The 15000-nt window shown below is 63.5% G+C and carries 12 protein-coding genes; 11 read left to right on the top strand and 1 reads right to left on the bottom strand.

Going from position 1 to position 15000, the window contains the following annotated elements; translation table 11 throughout:
• The first annotated feature begins 18 nt into the window (after positions 1–18).
• The 10 genes from VSR82_RS17320 to VSR82_RS17365 all read left to right on the top strand — a co-directional run bounded on the left by VSR82_RS17320 (position 19) and on the right by VSR82_RS17365 (position 11738).
• Complete coding sequence (locus VSR82_RS17320) at positions 19–903, top strand: ABC transporter permease (RefSeq protein ID WP_410850022.1); 885 nt, start codon at positions 19–21, stop codon at positions 901–903.
• Between the two features lies 1 nt (position 904).
• Positions 905–1699: an ABC transporter permease gene (locus tag VSR82_RS17325; protein WP_018436681.1), complete on the top strand. Its 795-nt coding sequence runs from the start codon at positions 905–907 to the stop codon at positions 1697–1699.
• A 28-nt stretch (positions 1700–1727) separates the two neighbouring features.
• The gene (locus tag VSR82_RS17330; RefSeq protein ID WP_429462531.1) at positions 1728–2816 is read left to right on the top strand and encodes an ABC transporter ATP-binding protein; all 1089 of its coding nucleotides are present in this window, start codon (positions 1728–1730) and stop codon (positions 2814–2816) included.
• Positions 2817–2827: 11 nt separating this feature from the next.
• Positions 2828–3535, top strand: a complete 708-nt coding sequence (locus tag VSR82_RS17335) for a GntR family transcriptional regulator (protein ID WP_429462529.1) — start codon at positions 2828–2830, stop codon at positions 3533–3535.
• Between the two features lie 59 nt (positions 3536–3594).
• Entirely contained in the window at positions 3595–5070 is a 1476-nt protein-coding gene (locus VSR82_RS17340) for an NAD-dependent succinate-semialdehyde dehydrogenase (protein ID WP_429462527.1), read from the top strand.
• Between the two features lie 94 nt (positions 5071–5164).
• Complete coding sequence (locus VSR82_RS17345; protein ID WP_429462525.1) at positions 5165–6085, top strand: LysR substrate-binding domain-containing protein; 921 nt, start codon at positions 5165–5167, stop codon at positions 6083–6085.
• Between the two features lie 188 nt (positions 6086–6273).
• Positions 6274–7569 (top strand): dicarboxylate/amino acid:cation symporter, encoded by a 1296-nt coding sequence (locus VSR82_RS17350; RefSeq protein WP_410850016.1) that lies wholly within the window; start codon positions 6274–6276, stop codon positions 7567–7569.
• A complete protein-coding gene (gene cuyB / locus VSR82_RS17355; protein ID WP_429462523.1) occupies positions 7566–9032 on the top strand; it encodes a cysteate racemase in 1467 nt (488 codons plus the stop codon). The genes VSR82_RS17350 and cuyB overlap by 4 nt, the downstream gene beginning before the upstream one ends.
• A gap of 95 nt (positions 9033–9127) precedes the next feature.
• A complete protein-coding gene (aspA, locus tag VSR82_RS17360) occupies positions 9128–10546 on the top strand; it encodes an aspartate ammonia-lyase (protein ID WP_498857952.1) in 1419 nt (472 codons plus the stop codon).
• A 73-nt stretch (positions 10547–10619) separates the two neighbouring features.
• The gene (locus VSR82_RS17365) at positions 10620–11738 is read left to right on the top strand and encodes an asparaginase (RefSeq protein ID WP_429462519.1); all 1119 of its coding nucleotides are present in this window, start codon (positions 10620–10622) and stop codon (positions 11736–11738) included.
• Between the two features lie 43 nt (positions 11739–11781).
• On the opposite strand, the gene VSR82_RS17370 is transcribed toward VSR82_RS17365, so the two are convergent.
• Entirely contained in the window at positions 11782–14391 is a 2610-nt protein-coding gene (locus tag VSR82_RS17370) for a PAS domain-containing hybrid sensor histidine kinase/response regulator (protein ID WP_429462517.1), read from the bottom strand.
• 422 nt (positions 14392–14813) lie between these two features.
• Here VSR82_RS17370 and VSR82_RS17375 point away from each other — a divergent pair, with 422 nt between their 5' ends.
• On the top strand, positions 14814–14990 hold the full coding sequence (locus VSR82_RS17375; RefSeq protein WP_429462515.1) for a hypothetical protein: 177 nt from the start codon (positions 14814–14816) through the stop codon (positions 14988–14990).
• Positions 14991–15000: the final 10 nt, after the last annotated feature.

A 15000-nucleotide genomic window follows, 5' to 3' on the forward strand; every position in this document is an offset into this window, starting at 1 on the left:
CACCGAGCAGGAGACATCATGCCCAACGTAATGAGTACCGTCGCGCATCCGCCCGCGACGGCCGCGCGCAAGCGGCGCGACTGGCGCAGCATATGGCTGCTGACGCCGGCCATGCTGCTGCTGCTGATCTTCTTCCTGCTGCCGGTGCTGTCGCTGCTATTGCGCAGCGTGCTCGAGCCGACGCCGGGACTGGAGAACTATCAGCAACTGGTTGGTTCGACCACGTATCTACGCGTCTTCGGCAATACCTTTCTCGTCGCGACGGTCGTCACGCTCGTGACGGTGCTAGTGGGCTTTCCGATGGCATGGCTGCTCGCGATCGCGCCGCGCAAGCTCAGCTCTTTGCTATTCGCGATCCTGCTGCTGTCGATGTGGACCAACCTGCTCGCAAGGACTTTCGCGTGGATGGTGCTGTTGCAGGGCACGGGTCCGATCAACCGCGCGCTGATGGCGATCGGCCTGATTCACGAGCCGCTCGCGCTCGTGAACAACCTCACCGGCGTGACGATCGGCATGACGTACATCATGCTGCCGTTCCTCGTGATGCCGCTGCACGCGACGCTGCGCGGCATCGATCCGTCGACGCTGCGCGCCGCCGCGGTTTGCGGTGCGAGCCGCTGGCAGGCGTTCTGGCGCATCCTCGTGCCGCTCGCGATGCCGGGCGTGGCATCCGGCGCGCTGATGGTGTTCGTGATGGCGCTCGGCTACTTCGTCACACCCGCGCTGCTCGGCGGCCCGTCTTACATGATGCTTGCCGAACTCATCGCACAGCTCGTGCAGGAACTGCTGAACTGGGGCCTCGCCGGTGCCGCCGCTTTCGTACTGCTGAGCGTGACGCTGGTGCTCTATGCGTTGCAATTGCGCTTCACCGGCAGTGCGCGTGCAATTCAGGGAGGACGCTGACATGTTGCTCGATTTCGATCGTCTCGGCGGGCTTCGCTGGGCACTGGTGGCGATAGGCGCGGCCGTCGCACTGTTTCTGCTGCTGCCGATCCTGTTCATCGTCGCGCTGTCGTTCGGCGATTCGCAGTGGCTGATCTTCCCGCCGCCGGGCTGGACGCTGGAGTGGTATCGGCAGCTTTTCACGGACGCGGGCTGGATCGATTCGCTGCTGACGAGCGCGAAGCTGGCGGTGATCGTGATGGCGCTTTCGGTGCTGCTCGGTTTTCTTGCGTCGCTTGCGCTGGTGCGCGGCAAGTTCCGCGGCCGTGAAGCGGTGAAAGGCTTCTTCCTGACACCGATGGTGCTGCCCGTCGTCGTTCTGGCCGTCGCGCTGTATGCGTTCTTTCTGCGCATCGGCCTGAACGGCACGATGACCGGCTTCGTGATCGGCCATCTGATCATTGCGCTGCCGTTCTCGATCATCTCCATCAGCAACTCGCTGGTGAGCTTCGATACGGCGCTCGAAGACGCGGCGCTGATCTGCGGCGCGTCGCCGCTGACCGTGAAGCTGCGCGTGACCCTTCCCGCGATCCGGCTCGGCCTGTTCGCCGCCGCGATCTTCGCGTTTCTGGCGTCGTGGGATGAAGTCGTGGTGTCGATCTTCATGTCGAGCCCGACCTTGCAAACGTTGCCCGTGCGAATCTGGTCGACGCTGCGGCAGGACCTGACGCCCGTCGTTGCGGCGGCGTCTTCACTGCTCGTCGCATTGACGACCGTATTGATGCTGGCGGGCGCCGTGCTGCGCCGCGCGCGCTAATCGACGTAATCAGCGAGGTAAACAAGCCATGACTGCATTCCTGCAAATCCAGCGTCTGCGCAAGACCTACGACGACGTCGTCGCCATCGACCAGGTTTCCCTCGATGTGCGCAAGGGCGAGTTCATGACCTTTCTCGGACCGTCCGGTTCGGGCAAGAGCACGACGCTGTATATCGTCGCGGGCTTTCAGGAGCCCTCCGACGGCCGCGTGCTGCTCGACGGCAAACCGCTGTTGGCGGTCGCACCGAACAAGCGCAACATCGGCATGGTGTTTCAGCGCTATACGCTGTTTCCGCACCTGACCGTGGGTGAGAACGTGGCATTTCCGCTGCGCGTGCGCCGGCGCCCGCAAGCCGAGATCAACGCGAAAGTCGACAAGATGCTCAAGCTCGTGCATCTGTCCGAGTGCCGCGACCGGATGCCCGCGCAGTTGTCGGGTGGGCAACAGCAACGCGTGGCGATTGCTCGCGCGCTCGCCTACGATCCGCCCGTGCTGCTGATGGACGAGCCGCTGTCGGCGCTCGACAAGAAGCTGCGCGAGGAAATCCAGCTCGAATTGCGCCGCATCCACCAGGAGACGGGCGTGACGATCCTCTACGTCACGCACGACCAGGAGGAAGCGCTGCGCCTGTCCGACCGCATCGCGGTGTTCAACAAAGGCCGCATCGAGCAGGTGGGCACCGGTGAAGAGCTGTACGCGAACCCGGCGTCGCGCTTCGTCGCGAGCTTCATCGGCAATTCGAATTTTTTGCCGGTGAAGGTCACGAAGAACAGCGACGGCCGCATGAACGGCGTGTTTCCGAACGGTCACGAGATCGCGTCGGACGCCTTCAGTCCCGCGCTTACCGCGGGCGACGACGGCACCTTGATGATCCGCCCCGAGCAGATGCGCATCAGCGCGCTGCAAACTGCCAGCGGCACGAGCGGCCTGCCTGTGACGGTGCGTGATATCACGTATCTCGGCGACGCGATGCACTACGCGGTGGCGACGCCGTGGCAGCAGGAAATCTCGATCCGGATGCCGGCCGCGCATCGGCACGACAGCGGTATCGCGATCGGCACCCAGGCGCTCGTCGACTGGGACGCACGCGATGTGCGCCTGTTCGCTCAAGCATAACGGCGACTGTCATGAGCGGCGCACTGCCATCGCTGAAGGTTCAACGCCCGACGACCACCTTGCGCGAACTCGCGCTCGAAAAAATGCGCACGGCGATCCTTGAGGCCCATTTCCATCCCGGCGAGCGGCTCGTCGAGCGCTCGCTGTGCGAGATTCTCGGCGTGAGCCGCACCGTGGTGCGCGAGGTGTTGCGGCATCTGGAAACGGAAGGGCTCGTCGACTCGATACAGAACCAGGGGCCGATCGTCGCCGTGCTCGACTTCGATACGGCGGCGGAGATCTACGAGATACGCGCGCTGCTCGAAGGCGAGGCGGCGATGGCGTGCGCTCAGCATGCGGACGAGCAGACAGTTGCCGATCTGGCTGATTTCATCGAGCAGATCCAGGCGGCGTTCGAAGCGCAGGATCATCAGGCCGTCAGGGCACTCACTTCGGCGTTCTACGAACGCATGTTCATCAGCGGGAAAAAGCATGTGGCCTGGGAGATCGTGCAGTCGCTGACCGCGCGCATCAACCGGCTCAGAGCGCTGACGATCGCTTCCGACGACCGCGGCCGCCAGGCCGTCGACGAGATGCACCGGATTCTTTCGGCCATCGAGGCGCGCGATACCTCGGCCGCGCGCGAGGCCGCGATTGCGCATGTGCACCGGGTGGCCGAAATCGCCCGCAAGCTGCTGGCGGAAGGGCACGAGCAGGCGGTATGGCGTCAGGCGCGCTAGCACTCGGGCGTTTCCAATCAACCGGCGCGCGGAACATCGCATCAACCGCATTTTGTGTAATGAAGGAAAGCAACGTGGAATTGAAGACCCTGTTGAAGGACGCGGCGCTTCTGCGCCATCAGGCTTATATCGACGGGCAATGGTGCCCGGCCGACTCGGGTGCGAGCTTCGACGTATCGGACCCGGCAACGGGCGCAACGCTCGGCAGCGTTCCGTCGATGGGCGAGGCCGAAACGACGCGGGCAATCGATGCGGCCAACGCCGCGTGGCCAGCGTGGCGAGCCCGCACGGCCAAGCAGCGCGCGGTCGTGATGCGCCGCTGGTACGAGCTGATAATCGAGAACGCCGACGACCTCGCGCTGATCCTGACCGCGGAACAGGGCAAGCCGCTCGCCGAAGCGAAAGGCGAAATCGCTTACGGCGCGTCGTTCATCGAGTGGTTCGCCGAGGAAGGCAAACGCGTGGCCGGTGACACACTCGCGACGCCGGCATCGGACAAGCGGCTCGTCGTCCTCAAGGAGCCGATCGGTGTGTGCGCCGCGATCACGCCGTGGAATTTTCCGAACGCGATGATTACCCGCAAGGTGGGCCCGGCGCTCGCGGCGGGCTGCCCGATCGTCGTGAAGCCCGCCGAAGCCACGCCGTTCTCCGCGCTCGCGCTCGCGGTTCTGGCCGAGCGGGCCGGCGTGCCCAAGGGCGTGCTCAACGTCGTGACCGGCGATCCGAAGGCAATCGGCGGGGCGATGACGAGCAGTTCAGTGGTTCGCAAGCTGTCGTTCACCGGATCGACCGGGGTGGGCAGATTGCTGATGGCGCAAAGTGCGCCCACGGTGAAGAAGGTCACGCTCGAACTGGGCGGCAATGCGCCGTTCATCGTATTCGACGACGCCGATCTCGATGCAGCGGTAGAAGGCGCAATTGCATCGAAGTACCGCAACAACGGGCAAACCTGCGTGTGCACGAATCGCTTCTACGTGCATGAGCGGGTGTACGACGCGTTCGCGTCGAAGCTGGCTACGGCAGTCGAAGCCCTGAAGGTCGGGCACGGTATGGAGGGCGGCGTCACGCTGGGTCCGCTGATCAACGACGCGGCGCTCAGCAAGGTCGAAGCGCACATCGCCGATGCGCTCGGCAAAGGGGCGTCGCTTGTCACCGGCGGCAAGCGACACGCGCTCGGCCACGGCTTTTTCGAGCCCACGGTGCTGACCAACGTCACCGCGCAGATGGCCGTGGCGAAAGACGAGACCTTCGGCCCGCTCGCGCCGCTGTTCCGTTTCTCGAGCGACGAAGAAGTGGTGAGGCTCGCCAACGACACCGAGTTCGGTCTGGCCACCTACTTCTACAGCCGCGATATCGGCCGCATCTGGCGCGTGGCCGAACAACTCGAATACGGGATGGTGGGGATCAACACCGGCCTGATCTCCAACGAAGTGGCGCCGTTCGGCGGCGTGAAGCAGTCGGGTCTCGGCAGGGAAGGTTCGCACTACGGGATCGATGACTACCTCGTGATCAAGTACCTGTGCGTGGCGGTTTGACCTCGCTCCGATAGTCAGCGCGCGGCACGGCCAAGCGTAGAATTGCGGGCGCAGCGGCGAGCCGATTCGTCGCCGGACCGGAGACCGATGGCTGATGGAAATCAAGTGGATCGAAGACTTCATCGCGCTCGCCCGCTATCAGAGCTTTTCCCGCGCGGCGGAGTTTCGCAACGTCACGCAGTCGGGTTTCAGCAGACGGATTCAGCAGCTCGAACAATGGGTCGGCGCCGATCTCGTCGACCGTACCGGCTTTCCGCCGACCTTGACTCCGGCAGGCCAACTGTTTCGTGACGCGGCCGAAGACATCCTCGACAAGCTGTTCGACACGCGCGCGATCATTCGCACCGAACAGCGCATCGCGGGCACGAGCCTGCAGATCGCGGCGGGCCACACGATCGCGCTGAACTTCCTGCCCGCGTGGTTGCGCACGCTGTCGAAGCATGTCGGCGAAGTACGCGCGCGCGTGATTCCGGCAAATGTGCACGATTCGATACTGATGCTGGTCAACGGCAACTGCGAGCTGATGTTCGCTTACCACCATCCGCAACTGCCGTTGCATCTCGATCCGGCCAGGTACGAATGCGTGACCGTGGGCGTCGACACCTTCATGCCGGTATGCAGGCCCAACCAGCGGCTTGCGCACGTGTACCGTCTGCCGGGCCTGATCGAACATCCGATGCCGTTCATCGCCTATACGGAGACCAGCTACTTTGGGCGCTGCTTCAAGTTGCTGATGGAGCAAAGCAAAGCGTCGCCCGCCTTGCATCTTCATTACGAGTCCGACATGGCCGAGGTCGTGAAGAAGCTCGTGCTGGAAGGCGAGGGCGTCGCATGGCTGCCGAAGAGCTCGATCGCCGCCGAACTCGATAGCGGCCAACTCGTCGCCGCCGGCCGCTCGGAATGGCAACTGCAACTGGAGTTGCGCGTGTACCGTGATCTGACGAATCGCAGCGAACTGCTCGATACGCTGTGGCGGCATCTTCGGGCTTCGTCGGGGCTCGCCGAACAGCGCTGATAGGGTTATCCCGCGTTATGCGAAACTTGCATAGCCGTATGCAACACTAGCATTCAAGGCGGTTCCGCCGTCTCTAGAATTCCGTCCAGACACAAAAAAGCGGTACATCGACATGCGATGTGCCGGCCATTCCCGAGCGCGCGCCGGTCGATGCCGACCGTTCGTGCGCCATCCCAGGACGGAGACACATGAAGAATCGGCTCACCCTCTACATCCTCGCCGGCATGCTGCTCGGCGTGGCCGTCGGCTATGTCTGCCATCGCACGGCGGCCGATGCCGCGCACGCGAAGGAGATCGCCGGCTACTTTTCGATCATCACCGATATCTTCCTGCGGCTCGTGAAGATGATCATCGCGCCGCTCGTGTTCGCCACGCTCGTGTCGGGTCTCGCCGGCATGGAAGGCACCAGCGACGTGCGCCGCATCGGCCTGCGCTCGATCGCGTGGTTCCTGTGCGCGTCGCTGTTCTCGCTCGCGCTCGGCCTCGTGCTGGCGAATCTGCTGCAACCGGGCGCGGGTTTGCACATGGCCCAGACGAGCGCTGACGTGGCCACCGGCCTCAATACGTCGAGCCTGAACTTCAAGGACTTCGTCACGCACGCGTTCCCCACCAGCATCATCGATGCGATGGCGCGCAACGATATCCTGCAGATCCTCGTCTTCTCGGTGCTGTTCGGCATCGTGCTCAGCGTGATCAAGTCGGACCCGCGCGTCGCGCCGCTGATCGCGGGCGTCGAAGCGCTCGTGCCCACCATGCTGAAACTGACCGATTACGTAATGCGTCTCGCGCCTCTCGGTGTGTTCGGCGCGCTGGCCTCGGCGATCACGGTGCATGGTCTCGACGTGCTGACCACGTACGGCAAGCTCGTCGCGAGCTTCTATACAGGGCTCGCGCTGCTGTGGGCGGCGCTGATTCTTGCCGGCTACGCGTTTCTCGGCAAGCCGATCTGGGCCTTGCTCAAAGCGATCCGCGAACCCGCGATGCTGGCGTTCTCCACCGCGAGCAGCGAGGCTGCGTATCCGCGCCTGACGGAGAAGCTGGAGGAATTCGGCGTCGACAAGAAAGTGGTCGGCTTCACGTTGCCGCTCGGCTATGCGTTCAATCTCGACGGCTCGATGATGTATCAGGCGTTCGCCGCGATCTTCATCGCGCAGGCGTTCGGCATCGACATGCCGATCAGCACGCAGATCGTGATGCTGCTGGTGCTGATGGTGAGCAGCAAGGGGATGGCGGGCGTCGCGCGCGGCTCGGTGGTCGTCGTCGCGGCGGTGGCGCCGATGTTTCATCTGCCGCCATCGGGCGTCGTGCTGGTGCTCGCGATCGACCAGATTCTCGACATGGGGCGCACGGCGACCAACGTGATCGGCAACAGCATCGCGACGGCGGCCATCGCGAAGTGGGAAGGCAAGCGCGTGGCGCGCCAGGAGCGCCGCGCGGCGATCGCGACGGCTTCGTTCGGTCAGCTCGAAGGCGAGACGAAATGAGCGGCATCGATGCAACCGCTGCCACGAGCGCGCGCAAGTTCGGCGTGGTGGGCGGGCTCGGCCCGCTCGCGAGTGCGGACGTGTTCTTCAAACTGATCAAATCGACGCCGGCCACGCGCGACGCCGAGCACTTCGATGCGATTTTCGAGCAGCAGCCGTTTCGCAGCGCCGATGCCGACAGCGAGACATTGACGCAGCGCAAGCTGTACATCTTCGATCTGATCAGCAGTTTCGAGAAGCGCGGCGTGACGACAGTCGTGCTGCCGTGCTTCCTGAGCCACACGTTCATCGACGAACTGAAAGCCAATTCGCCGCTGCAAATCGTCGATATGGTCGAGGCGGTGCGCAGCCACGTGCGCAGAAGATTTCCCGCGGTACGCCGCGTGGGCGTACTCGCGTCGGCCTATACGCGGCGCAAGCGTCTGTTCGAGAAGTACTTCGCGGCGCCCGAATTCGAACTGATCCATCCGCGTATCAGCGACGGAACGGATTTCGTCACCGAAGCGGTCTATGGCGAGGATGGCGTGAAGAGCGGCAATCTGCGTGGCCGTCCGGTCGAGTTGCTGCGCGCGGCTTGCGAAGATCTGATCGCGCAGGGCGCCAATGTGATCGTGCCGGGGCTCACCGAGATCGCGTTGGTCGCGGACGAACTGGGTGCGTTGCGTGTGCCGCTCGTCGATTCGAACCTGGCTTACGCGCAATATGTCGTGTCCGGCCAGTACCACACGCCGGAGACGATCTTCAAGGTCGGCGTGGTGGGCGGCGTGGGTCCGGCGGCCACCGTCGATTTCATTCACAAGATCGTGCGGGCGACGCCCGCGCAGCGCGATCAGGACCACATCAAGCTGCTCGTCGAGCAGAACCCGCAGATCCCGGATCGCACGGAGAATCTGATCGGCGACGGACCGGACCCGACCATCTCGCTGTACGCGACCTGCAAGAAGCTCGAAACGGGCGGCGCGGATCTGATCGCGATTCCTTGCAATACCGCACATGCCTTCGTCGAGCGGATTCAGCCTTATCTCGGCGTGCCGATCGTCAATATGCTGACGGTGACGGTGCGTTATCTGCGCGAGTCGTTTCCCGCGCTGCGCTCGGTCGGTGTGCTCGCGACTTCCGGCACGCTCGCGAGCGGCGTCTACCAGAAGGCGCTCGAATCGCAGGGTTTGCGGCAGGTCGTGCCGTCACCCGCGCTGCAGGCGCGCGTGATGGACGCGATTTACGGCAAGCAAGGCGTGAAGGCCGGATTCACCGCCGGGCAGTGCCAGCAAGACCTCGCCGCGGCGATCGATGGGCTCATCGCCGAAGGCGTAGAAGTAATCGTTCTCGGCTGCACGGAACTGCCGCTGCTGCTGCGTGAGCCCTATGTGATCGGCGCGAACGGCGCGCGCGTGAGCGTCGTCGATCCGACCGATGTGCTCGCGAAGCAGTGCGTCGCCTGCGCGACCGCGCCGCCTCGATAAGCCAACCGCATCACCCATTCAACGCGACGGACCTGCACACGACGTGTGCCGGATGACCCCGCTCGCCTGTCGTTTTCAGAACCTGAGAGGACCTCATGCTTGCACCGACCGAACGTATCGAACACGACCTTCTCGGCGATCTCGCCGTGCCCGCGACCGCGTATTACGGCGTTCATACGCTGCGCGCGTTGCAGAACTTTCCGATCACCGGCCTTCCGATCTCCGTGTATCCGAACCTCGTCAACGCACTGGCGAGCGTGAAAGAAGCCGCGGCACTCGCGAATCACGATCTCGGCCTGTTGAGCGCAGTGAAGATGCAGGCCATCGTGCATGCATGCCGGCAGGTGCGTTCAGGCACCGCGCACGAGCATTTCGTCGTCGATGTGATTCAGGGCGGCGCGGGCACCTCGACCAACATGAACGCGAACGAGGTGATCGCCAATCTCGCGCTCGAACATCTCGGGCGACAGCGCGGCGAATACGCGATTCTCCATCCGAACGAGGATGTGAATCTCGGCCAGAGCACCAACGACGTTTATCCGACCGCGCTGAAGATCGCCACGCACGCCGGAATCATGCAACTCGTCGATGCGATGGGCGTGTTGCGCGCGTCGTTCGAACGCAAGGCGGTGGAATTCGGCAACGACCTGAAGATGGGCCGCACGCAGCTTCAGGACGCCGTACCGATGACGCTCGGCCAGGAGTTCAGCACCTTCGCGGTGATGCTCGGCGAAGATGAAGAGCGGCTGAAGGAGGCCGCCCAACTGATCTGCGAAATCAATCTCGGCGCGACGGCGATCGGCACCGGCATCAACACGCATCCGGAATACGCGCAGCTTGCATGCAGGCACCTGAGCGAAATAACCGGTATCGCATTGACCACGTCGCCGAATCTGGTCGAAGCGACGCAGGATGTCGGCTCGTTCGTGCAGCTTTCCGGCGTACTGAAGCGCGTCGCCGTCAAACTGTCGAAGACCTGCAACGATCTTCGCCTGCTTTCGAGCGGCCCGCGCGCGGGCCTCGGCGAAATCAACCTGCCGCCGGTGCAGGCGGGCTCGAGCATCATGCCGGGCAAGGTGAATCCGGTGATTCCGGAGGTCGTCAACCAGATCGCGTTCGAAGTCATCGGCAACGATGTGACGGTGAGCTTTGCCGCCGAAGCAGGGCAACTCCAGCTCAACGCGTTCGAGCCGATCATCGCGCACAGCCTGTTCAAGAGCGTCGCCCATTTGCGCGCGGGGTGCCTGACGCTCGCGTCGAAATGCGTCGACGGCATTAGCGCGAATCGCGAGCGTCTGCGCGCGATCGTCGAGAACTCGATCGGCATCGTGACCGCGCTGAACCCGTACATCGGCTATACACACTCGACCGAAGTCGCGAAGGAAGCGCTGGCCTCGGGCAAGAGCGTCGCGCAGATCGTGATCGACAAAGGGCTGCTGAGCCAGGCGCAGCTCGACCAGATCCTTCAACCAGCGATGCTGACGCAACCGAGAAAAATGTCCCCAGCGCAATGAGCGACGACGGTTTTGCTGGACACAGGTCGCGTGCATACGCACGCGGCTCTTTCAAACGATGTGGAGACGAAACATGAGCATCAAGATCAATCGAAAAGCAATGCGGTTGTGCGGTTCGGCGGCACTGCTGATCGCCGCACTTGCCGCGGGTACCGGCGCGCAGGCGGCCGACGCGTCATTGCAACAGGCAAGCGCCGTCACCGCAATGCCGCGCGTTCTGCTGCTGGCCACCGGCGGCACGATTTCCGGTACCGCCGATCCGCGCTCGGCGATCGGCTACAACTCGGGCAACGTGAAGGGGCAGGAACTGGTGCGCGGCGTGCCGGGCATCGAGAAGCTCGCGAGCATCAACGCGGAGCAGGTCTCGAACGTCGGCTCGCAGGACATGAACGACAAGATCTGGTTGCAGCTTGCGCGGCGGATCGACGAGGCCTTCGAGCGCAACGAGGCCGACGCCGTCGTGATCACGCACGGGACCGATACGATCGAGGAAACCGCGTTCTTCCTGAACAACGTGCTGCACTCCGACAAGCCGGTGGTACTGGTCGGCTCGATGCGCCCGGGCGGTTCCACGAGCGCCGACGGTCCCAACAATCTGTACGAAGCCGTCGAAGTGGCGGCGAGCCCGCAGTCGCGCGGCCGGGGCGTGATGGTCGTGATGAACGATCAGATTCACGCGCCGCGCTGGATCACCAAGACGAATACGACGGCGGTACAGGCGTTCGCGTCGCCGAACGCGGGCGCGATCGGTTACGTCGATCCGGCCAGCGTGCGCTTCGTGATGCCGGCGGTGCAATCGGCGCGCACCGCGCTGAGCCTGCCCGCGAACGGGCAATTGCCGCGCGTCGATATCGTCTATGCGCATAGCAACATGGATGGCCGCCAGATCGAGCATGCGATTGCCGATGGTGCGAAGGGCATCGTGGTAGCCGGCGAAGGCGATGGTGACATGTCGAAGGAAGCCCTCGCGGCGCTCGACCGCGCTGCCGCAAAAGGCATCGTGGTGGTTCGTTCGACCCGCCTCGTGTCGGGATTCGTGAACCGGAACGTCGAGGTGGACGACGACAAGCGCGGCTTCGTCGCATCGCTCGATCTGAATCCGCAGAAGGCGCGCTTGCTGACGCAGTTGCTGGTGGCCAACGGCGTGACCGACGCGCTCAAGGTACAGCAGGCGTTTAGCGGCACGTGGTGAGCGGTTGGCGGCGGTGCGGCATCGCAAGCGACGGATAGCCGCTCTATCGCCCCTGCATCAGCGACGAAAGCAGCTTCAGCAGGCTGTCGATATTGACGGGTTTGACGAAGTGATAGTCGAAGCCCGCCGATTGCGCGCGCAGCCTGTCGTCCGTCTGTCCGTAACCCGTGATCGCGATCAGCAACGGCTTCGCATCGCCTTTGCGGCGAAGCTGTCTCGCCAGTGCGTATCCGTCGATATCCGGCAAGCCGATATCGAGCAACGCCACGTCCGGTGCGAATAACGGGGCGGCTTCCAGCGCCTCGGCTGACGAGTACGCGACGCGGGCAGCATGCCCTTCGGATTCGCACAGCATCGAGAGTGAATCGGCGGCGTCGCGATTGTCATCGACGACCAGCACGCGCAACGCGGTTCGCGCGTGCCCCGGCGCGGGCTCCGACAGCGCGACCGCCGAATGGCGCTCATGGTGGTGCAGACGCGGCAGTCGGACCGTCACCGTGGTGCCGAGATTGGGGCCGTCGCTATGCACGGCGATCGTGCCGTTGTGCATTTCGACGAGCTTCTTGACGAGCGACAGACCGATGCCGAGGCCGCCATCCGAGCGATCGAGCGTGCGTTCGCCTTGCGAAAAGAGCTCGAACACCTTCGGCAGAAGCTCGGCCGAAATGCCTGTGCCGGTATCTTGCGTGACGATGGAAACCCATTCGTCGTCGGCCGCTACGTTCACCGAGATATGCCCGTTCTCCGGCGTGTACTTGCTCGCGTTGTTCAGGATATTGACGAAGATCTGCGAAATCCGCGTGATGTCGCCAGATACCCACGTAGTCGGATCGCAAACACTGACGTGCAACTGCTGATGACGAGCTTCGGCCATCGCCGCGATCGCCTCGACAGCGTGATAGACGGCCGTGCCGACCAGAACGGGCTCGAGTTGCAGCACGATGCGTCCTTGCGTGATGCGCGACACTTCGAGCAGGTCGTCGACGATTCGCGTCATGTGCTCGACCTGCCGGCGCATCAGGTCGATCAGCTCATGTGGGCGCGACACCGTGCCGGGCTGCTTGTCGAGCAATGCGATGGCCGTGCGCAGTGGCGCGAGCGGATTGCGCAACTCGTGCGCGAGCATCGCGAGAAACTCGTCCTTGCGGCGATCGGTTTCGCGCAGCATCAGTTCGAGCTGCTTGCGCTGGGTGATGTCGATCACGCTGGCGATGATGCGCAACGGCTTGCCGTCCGCGCTTCGCTGGAGCATCGCGCTGCCGTGCATCCATTGTTCGCCGTGCGCGTTCTGCAAACGGAATTCGAAGTTCGCGACCGGGTCGTGGCCTTCGGCCAGTCGGCAGACATATTGTTCGAGCATCGCGCGGTCGTCGGGGTGCACGTTGCGCAGCGCCTCGTCGTAGCTGAGCACATGGTCTATCCGCGGTGCGAGGCCCTCTTCGAACGATAGCGTGCGCGAGGCCAGGTCGAAGCAGACGATGTTCAGCCGCGCCGCCTGCATCGCCACCGACAGACGCAGGTTGCGCGCCTCGATCGCCAGTTGCGCTTCATACTGAGGCGTCACATCGGTCGAGGTGCCGAACCACTCCTGTAGTTTGCCGTGGCTGTCGAACAGGGGCGCCGCCTGGGCGTGCATCATCCTGTACTGGCCGTCGTGACGTCGCATGCGGAACATGGTCGATGCGGGTGCGCGTCGCTGCAGCACATCGACCCACACCTGCCGGGCCGCCTCGCGGTCGTCCGGATGAACGTAGTCGAGCCAGCCCCAGTCCGCCAGACGGACCACGTCGTCGCCCGTGAACCGGCTCCAGTGCTCGTCTGCGGGCCGGATGTCGCCGTTCGGCTCGGCCGACCACACGAGCGCGCCCGTCGATTCGACCAGCACCCGATAACGCCGCTCGCTGAGACTGAGCTGTTCTTCGGCTGCCCGCTGCTTGCTGATATCGAAGGTGACGCCGTACACGTGCGCGAGCGTGCCGTGCTCGTCGAATTCCGCATGGCCGCGCATGCGCAGCCAGCGTGGCGAAGCCGAGCCACCATGCAGCACGAAATCGAATTCGAAGGGACCGCCGTGTTGCAGGGCGTCATCGAGCTTGCGCTGGAATAGCGCCCGATACTCGGGCTCGATCTGATTCTCCAGATCGGATAGCGCAAGCGCATCGGTGCCGGGCGGAAAGCCGTACAGATCCGCGAGTTGCGAGGTCATTCGCACCACGCGGTTCTTCATGTCCCATTCCCACGCACCCATGCGAGCGCCGTGGAAGGCAGCCTTCAGGCGTCGCTCGCTCGCCTCGTACATGGCCCACGCGTGACGGGCTTCGTGGATATCGGTCGCGACGCCCACCGTCTCGCCGATGCGGCCACTCGCGTCGCGCTCGGCTTGAAGATGCAACACGTGCCAGCGATACTCGCCGTCCGCGCGCAGCAGACGCACTTCGACATTGCCGAGCAGCGTGCCGTCCCGCATCTGCCGCACTGCGTCGAGCACATGATCGATGTCGTCGGGATGAACGAAGGCCTTCCAGTGCATCCCGACCAGTTCAAGAGCGGGAATGCCGAGATACCGTGATGTCCACGGGTTGGCATAGCGAATGACGCCGTCGCGATCGGCACGCCAAACGAATGAGGGAAGGAAGTGAGCAGGATCGTTCATCAGCGTCCTTGCATCGGTTTCCTCTGCAGACACGGCGCCGAAGATGATCCAGCGCTGCCCGCATGGTGTGCCTGCTTACATTAGCCAGCCCGAACTGCGAAACACGATGTTTGTACCATGCGAATGTTGATGCGGTAAAGGCGAGCCACGCAGTCGAAGACTTGCCCATGCAATAACGGTGTGTTTATGGAAAAATATATCTCACAGTGTGATATGTTGGACGTGCGTGCCGGAAGACATTCACATCGTCGACCGTCGGTACTGCCACCGCTTGCTTTCGTTGCGGACGGATGCCGCCGTGGCATTGAATTTGCTCAATGATGTATATCAGGCTGCGAGTTTTCGCCGCAACGGACGCATGGGTCATTGCTGCTTTGAAAGCATCCGTGACGTGAACTCCGGCCATCCAGAAGGAGACAACGATGAATTACCCCGAAAACAGCAAGCCGCAGGAAGGTCAGCCGCGCGACGCGGATGGGATGAGCGAAACCTACGTGCCGTCATACCGCTTGTTGTTGAAAGAGCCAACCGTACTGCTTGCTGGCAACCCGATCGACCGCACGGATGTCGCAACGGCGGCGATCCTCGGCTACAACTGACGATCGCGCG

This window comes from Burkholderia sp. JPY481, from assembly GCF_038900515.1.
GTDB lineage: Bacteria > Pseudomonadota > Gammaproteobacteria > Burkholderiales > Burkholderiaceae > Paraburkholderia > Paraburkholderia youngii.

What these genes read in the sequence shown, in the direction of transcription:
- VSR82_RS17320 (WP_410850022.1), top strand. Translation starts at nt 19, where the DNA reads ATGCCCAACGTAATGAGTACCGTCGCGCATCCGCCCGCGACGGCCGCG.
- VSR82_RS17325 (WP_018436681.1), top strand. Translation starts at nt 905, where the DNA reads ATGTTGCTCGATTTCGATCGTCTCGGCGGGCTTCGCTGGGCACTGGTG.
- VSR82_RS17330 (WP_429462531.1), top strand. Translation starts at nt 1,728, where the DNA reads ATGACTGCATTCCTGCAAATCCAGCGTCTGCGCAAGACCTACGACGAC.
- VSR82_RS17335 (WP_429462529.1), top strand. Translation starts at nt 2,828, where the DNA reads ATGAGCGGCGCACTGCCATCGCTGAAGGTTCAACGCCCGACGACCACC.
- VSR82_RS17340 (WP_429462527.1), top strand. Translation starts at nt 3,595, where the DNA reads ATGAAGGAAAGCAACGTGGAATTGAAGACCCTGTTGAAGGACGCGGCG.
- VSR82_RS17345 (WP_429462525.1), top strand. Translation starts at nt 5,165, where the DNA reads ATGGAAATCAAGTGGATCGAAGACTTCATCGCGCTCGCCCGCTATCAG.
- VSR82_RS17350 (WP_410850016.1), top strand. Translation starts at nt 6,274, where the DNA reads ATGAAGAATCGGCTCACCCTCTACATCCTCGCCGGCATGCTGCTCGGC.
- cuyB (WP_429462523.1), top strand. Translation starts at nt 7,566, where the DNA reads ATGAGCGGCATCGATGCAACCGCTGCCACGAGCGCGCGCAAGTTCGGC.
- aspA (WP_498857952.1), top strand. Translation starts at nt 9,128, where the DNA reads ATGCTTGCACCGACCGAACGTATCGAACACGACCTTCTCGGCGATCTC.
- VSR82_RS17365 (WP_429462519.1), top strand. Translation starts at nt 10,620, where the DNA reads ATGAGCATCAAGATCAATCGAAAAGCAATGCGGTTGTGCGGTTCGGCG.
- VSR82_RS17370 (WP_429462517.1), bottom strand. Translation starts at nt 14,391, where the DNA reads ATGAACGATCCTGCTCACTTCCTTCCCTCATTCGTTTGGCGTGCCGAT.
- VSR82_RS17375 (WP_429462515.1), top strand. Translation starts at nt 14,814, where the DNA reads ATGAATTACCCCGAAAACAGCAAGCCGCAGGAAGGTCAGCCGCGCGAC.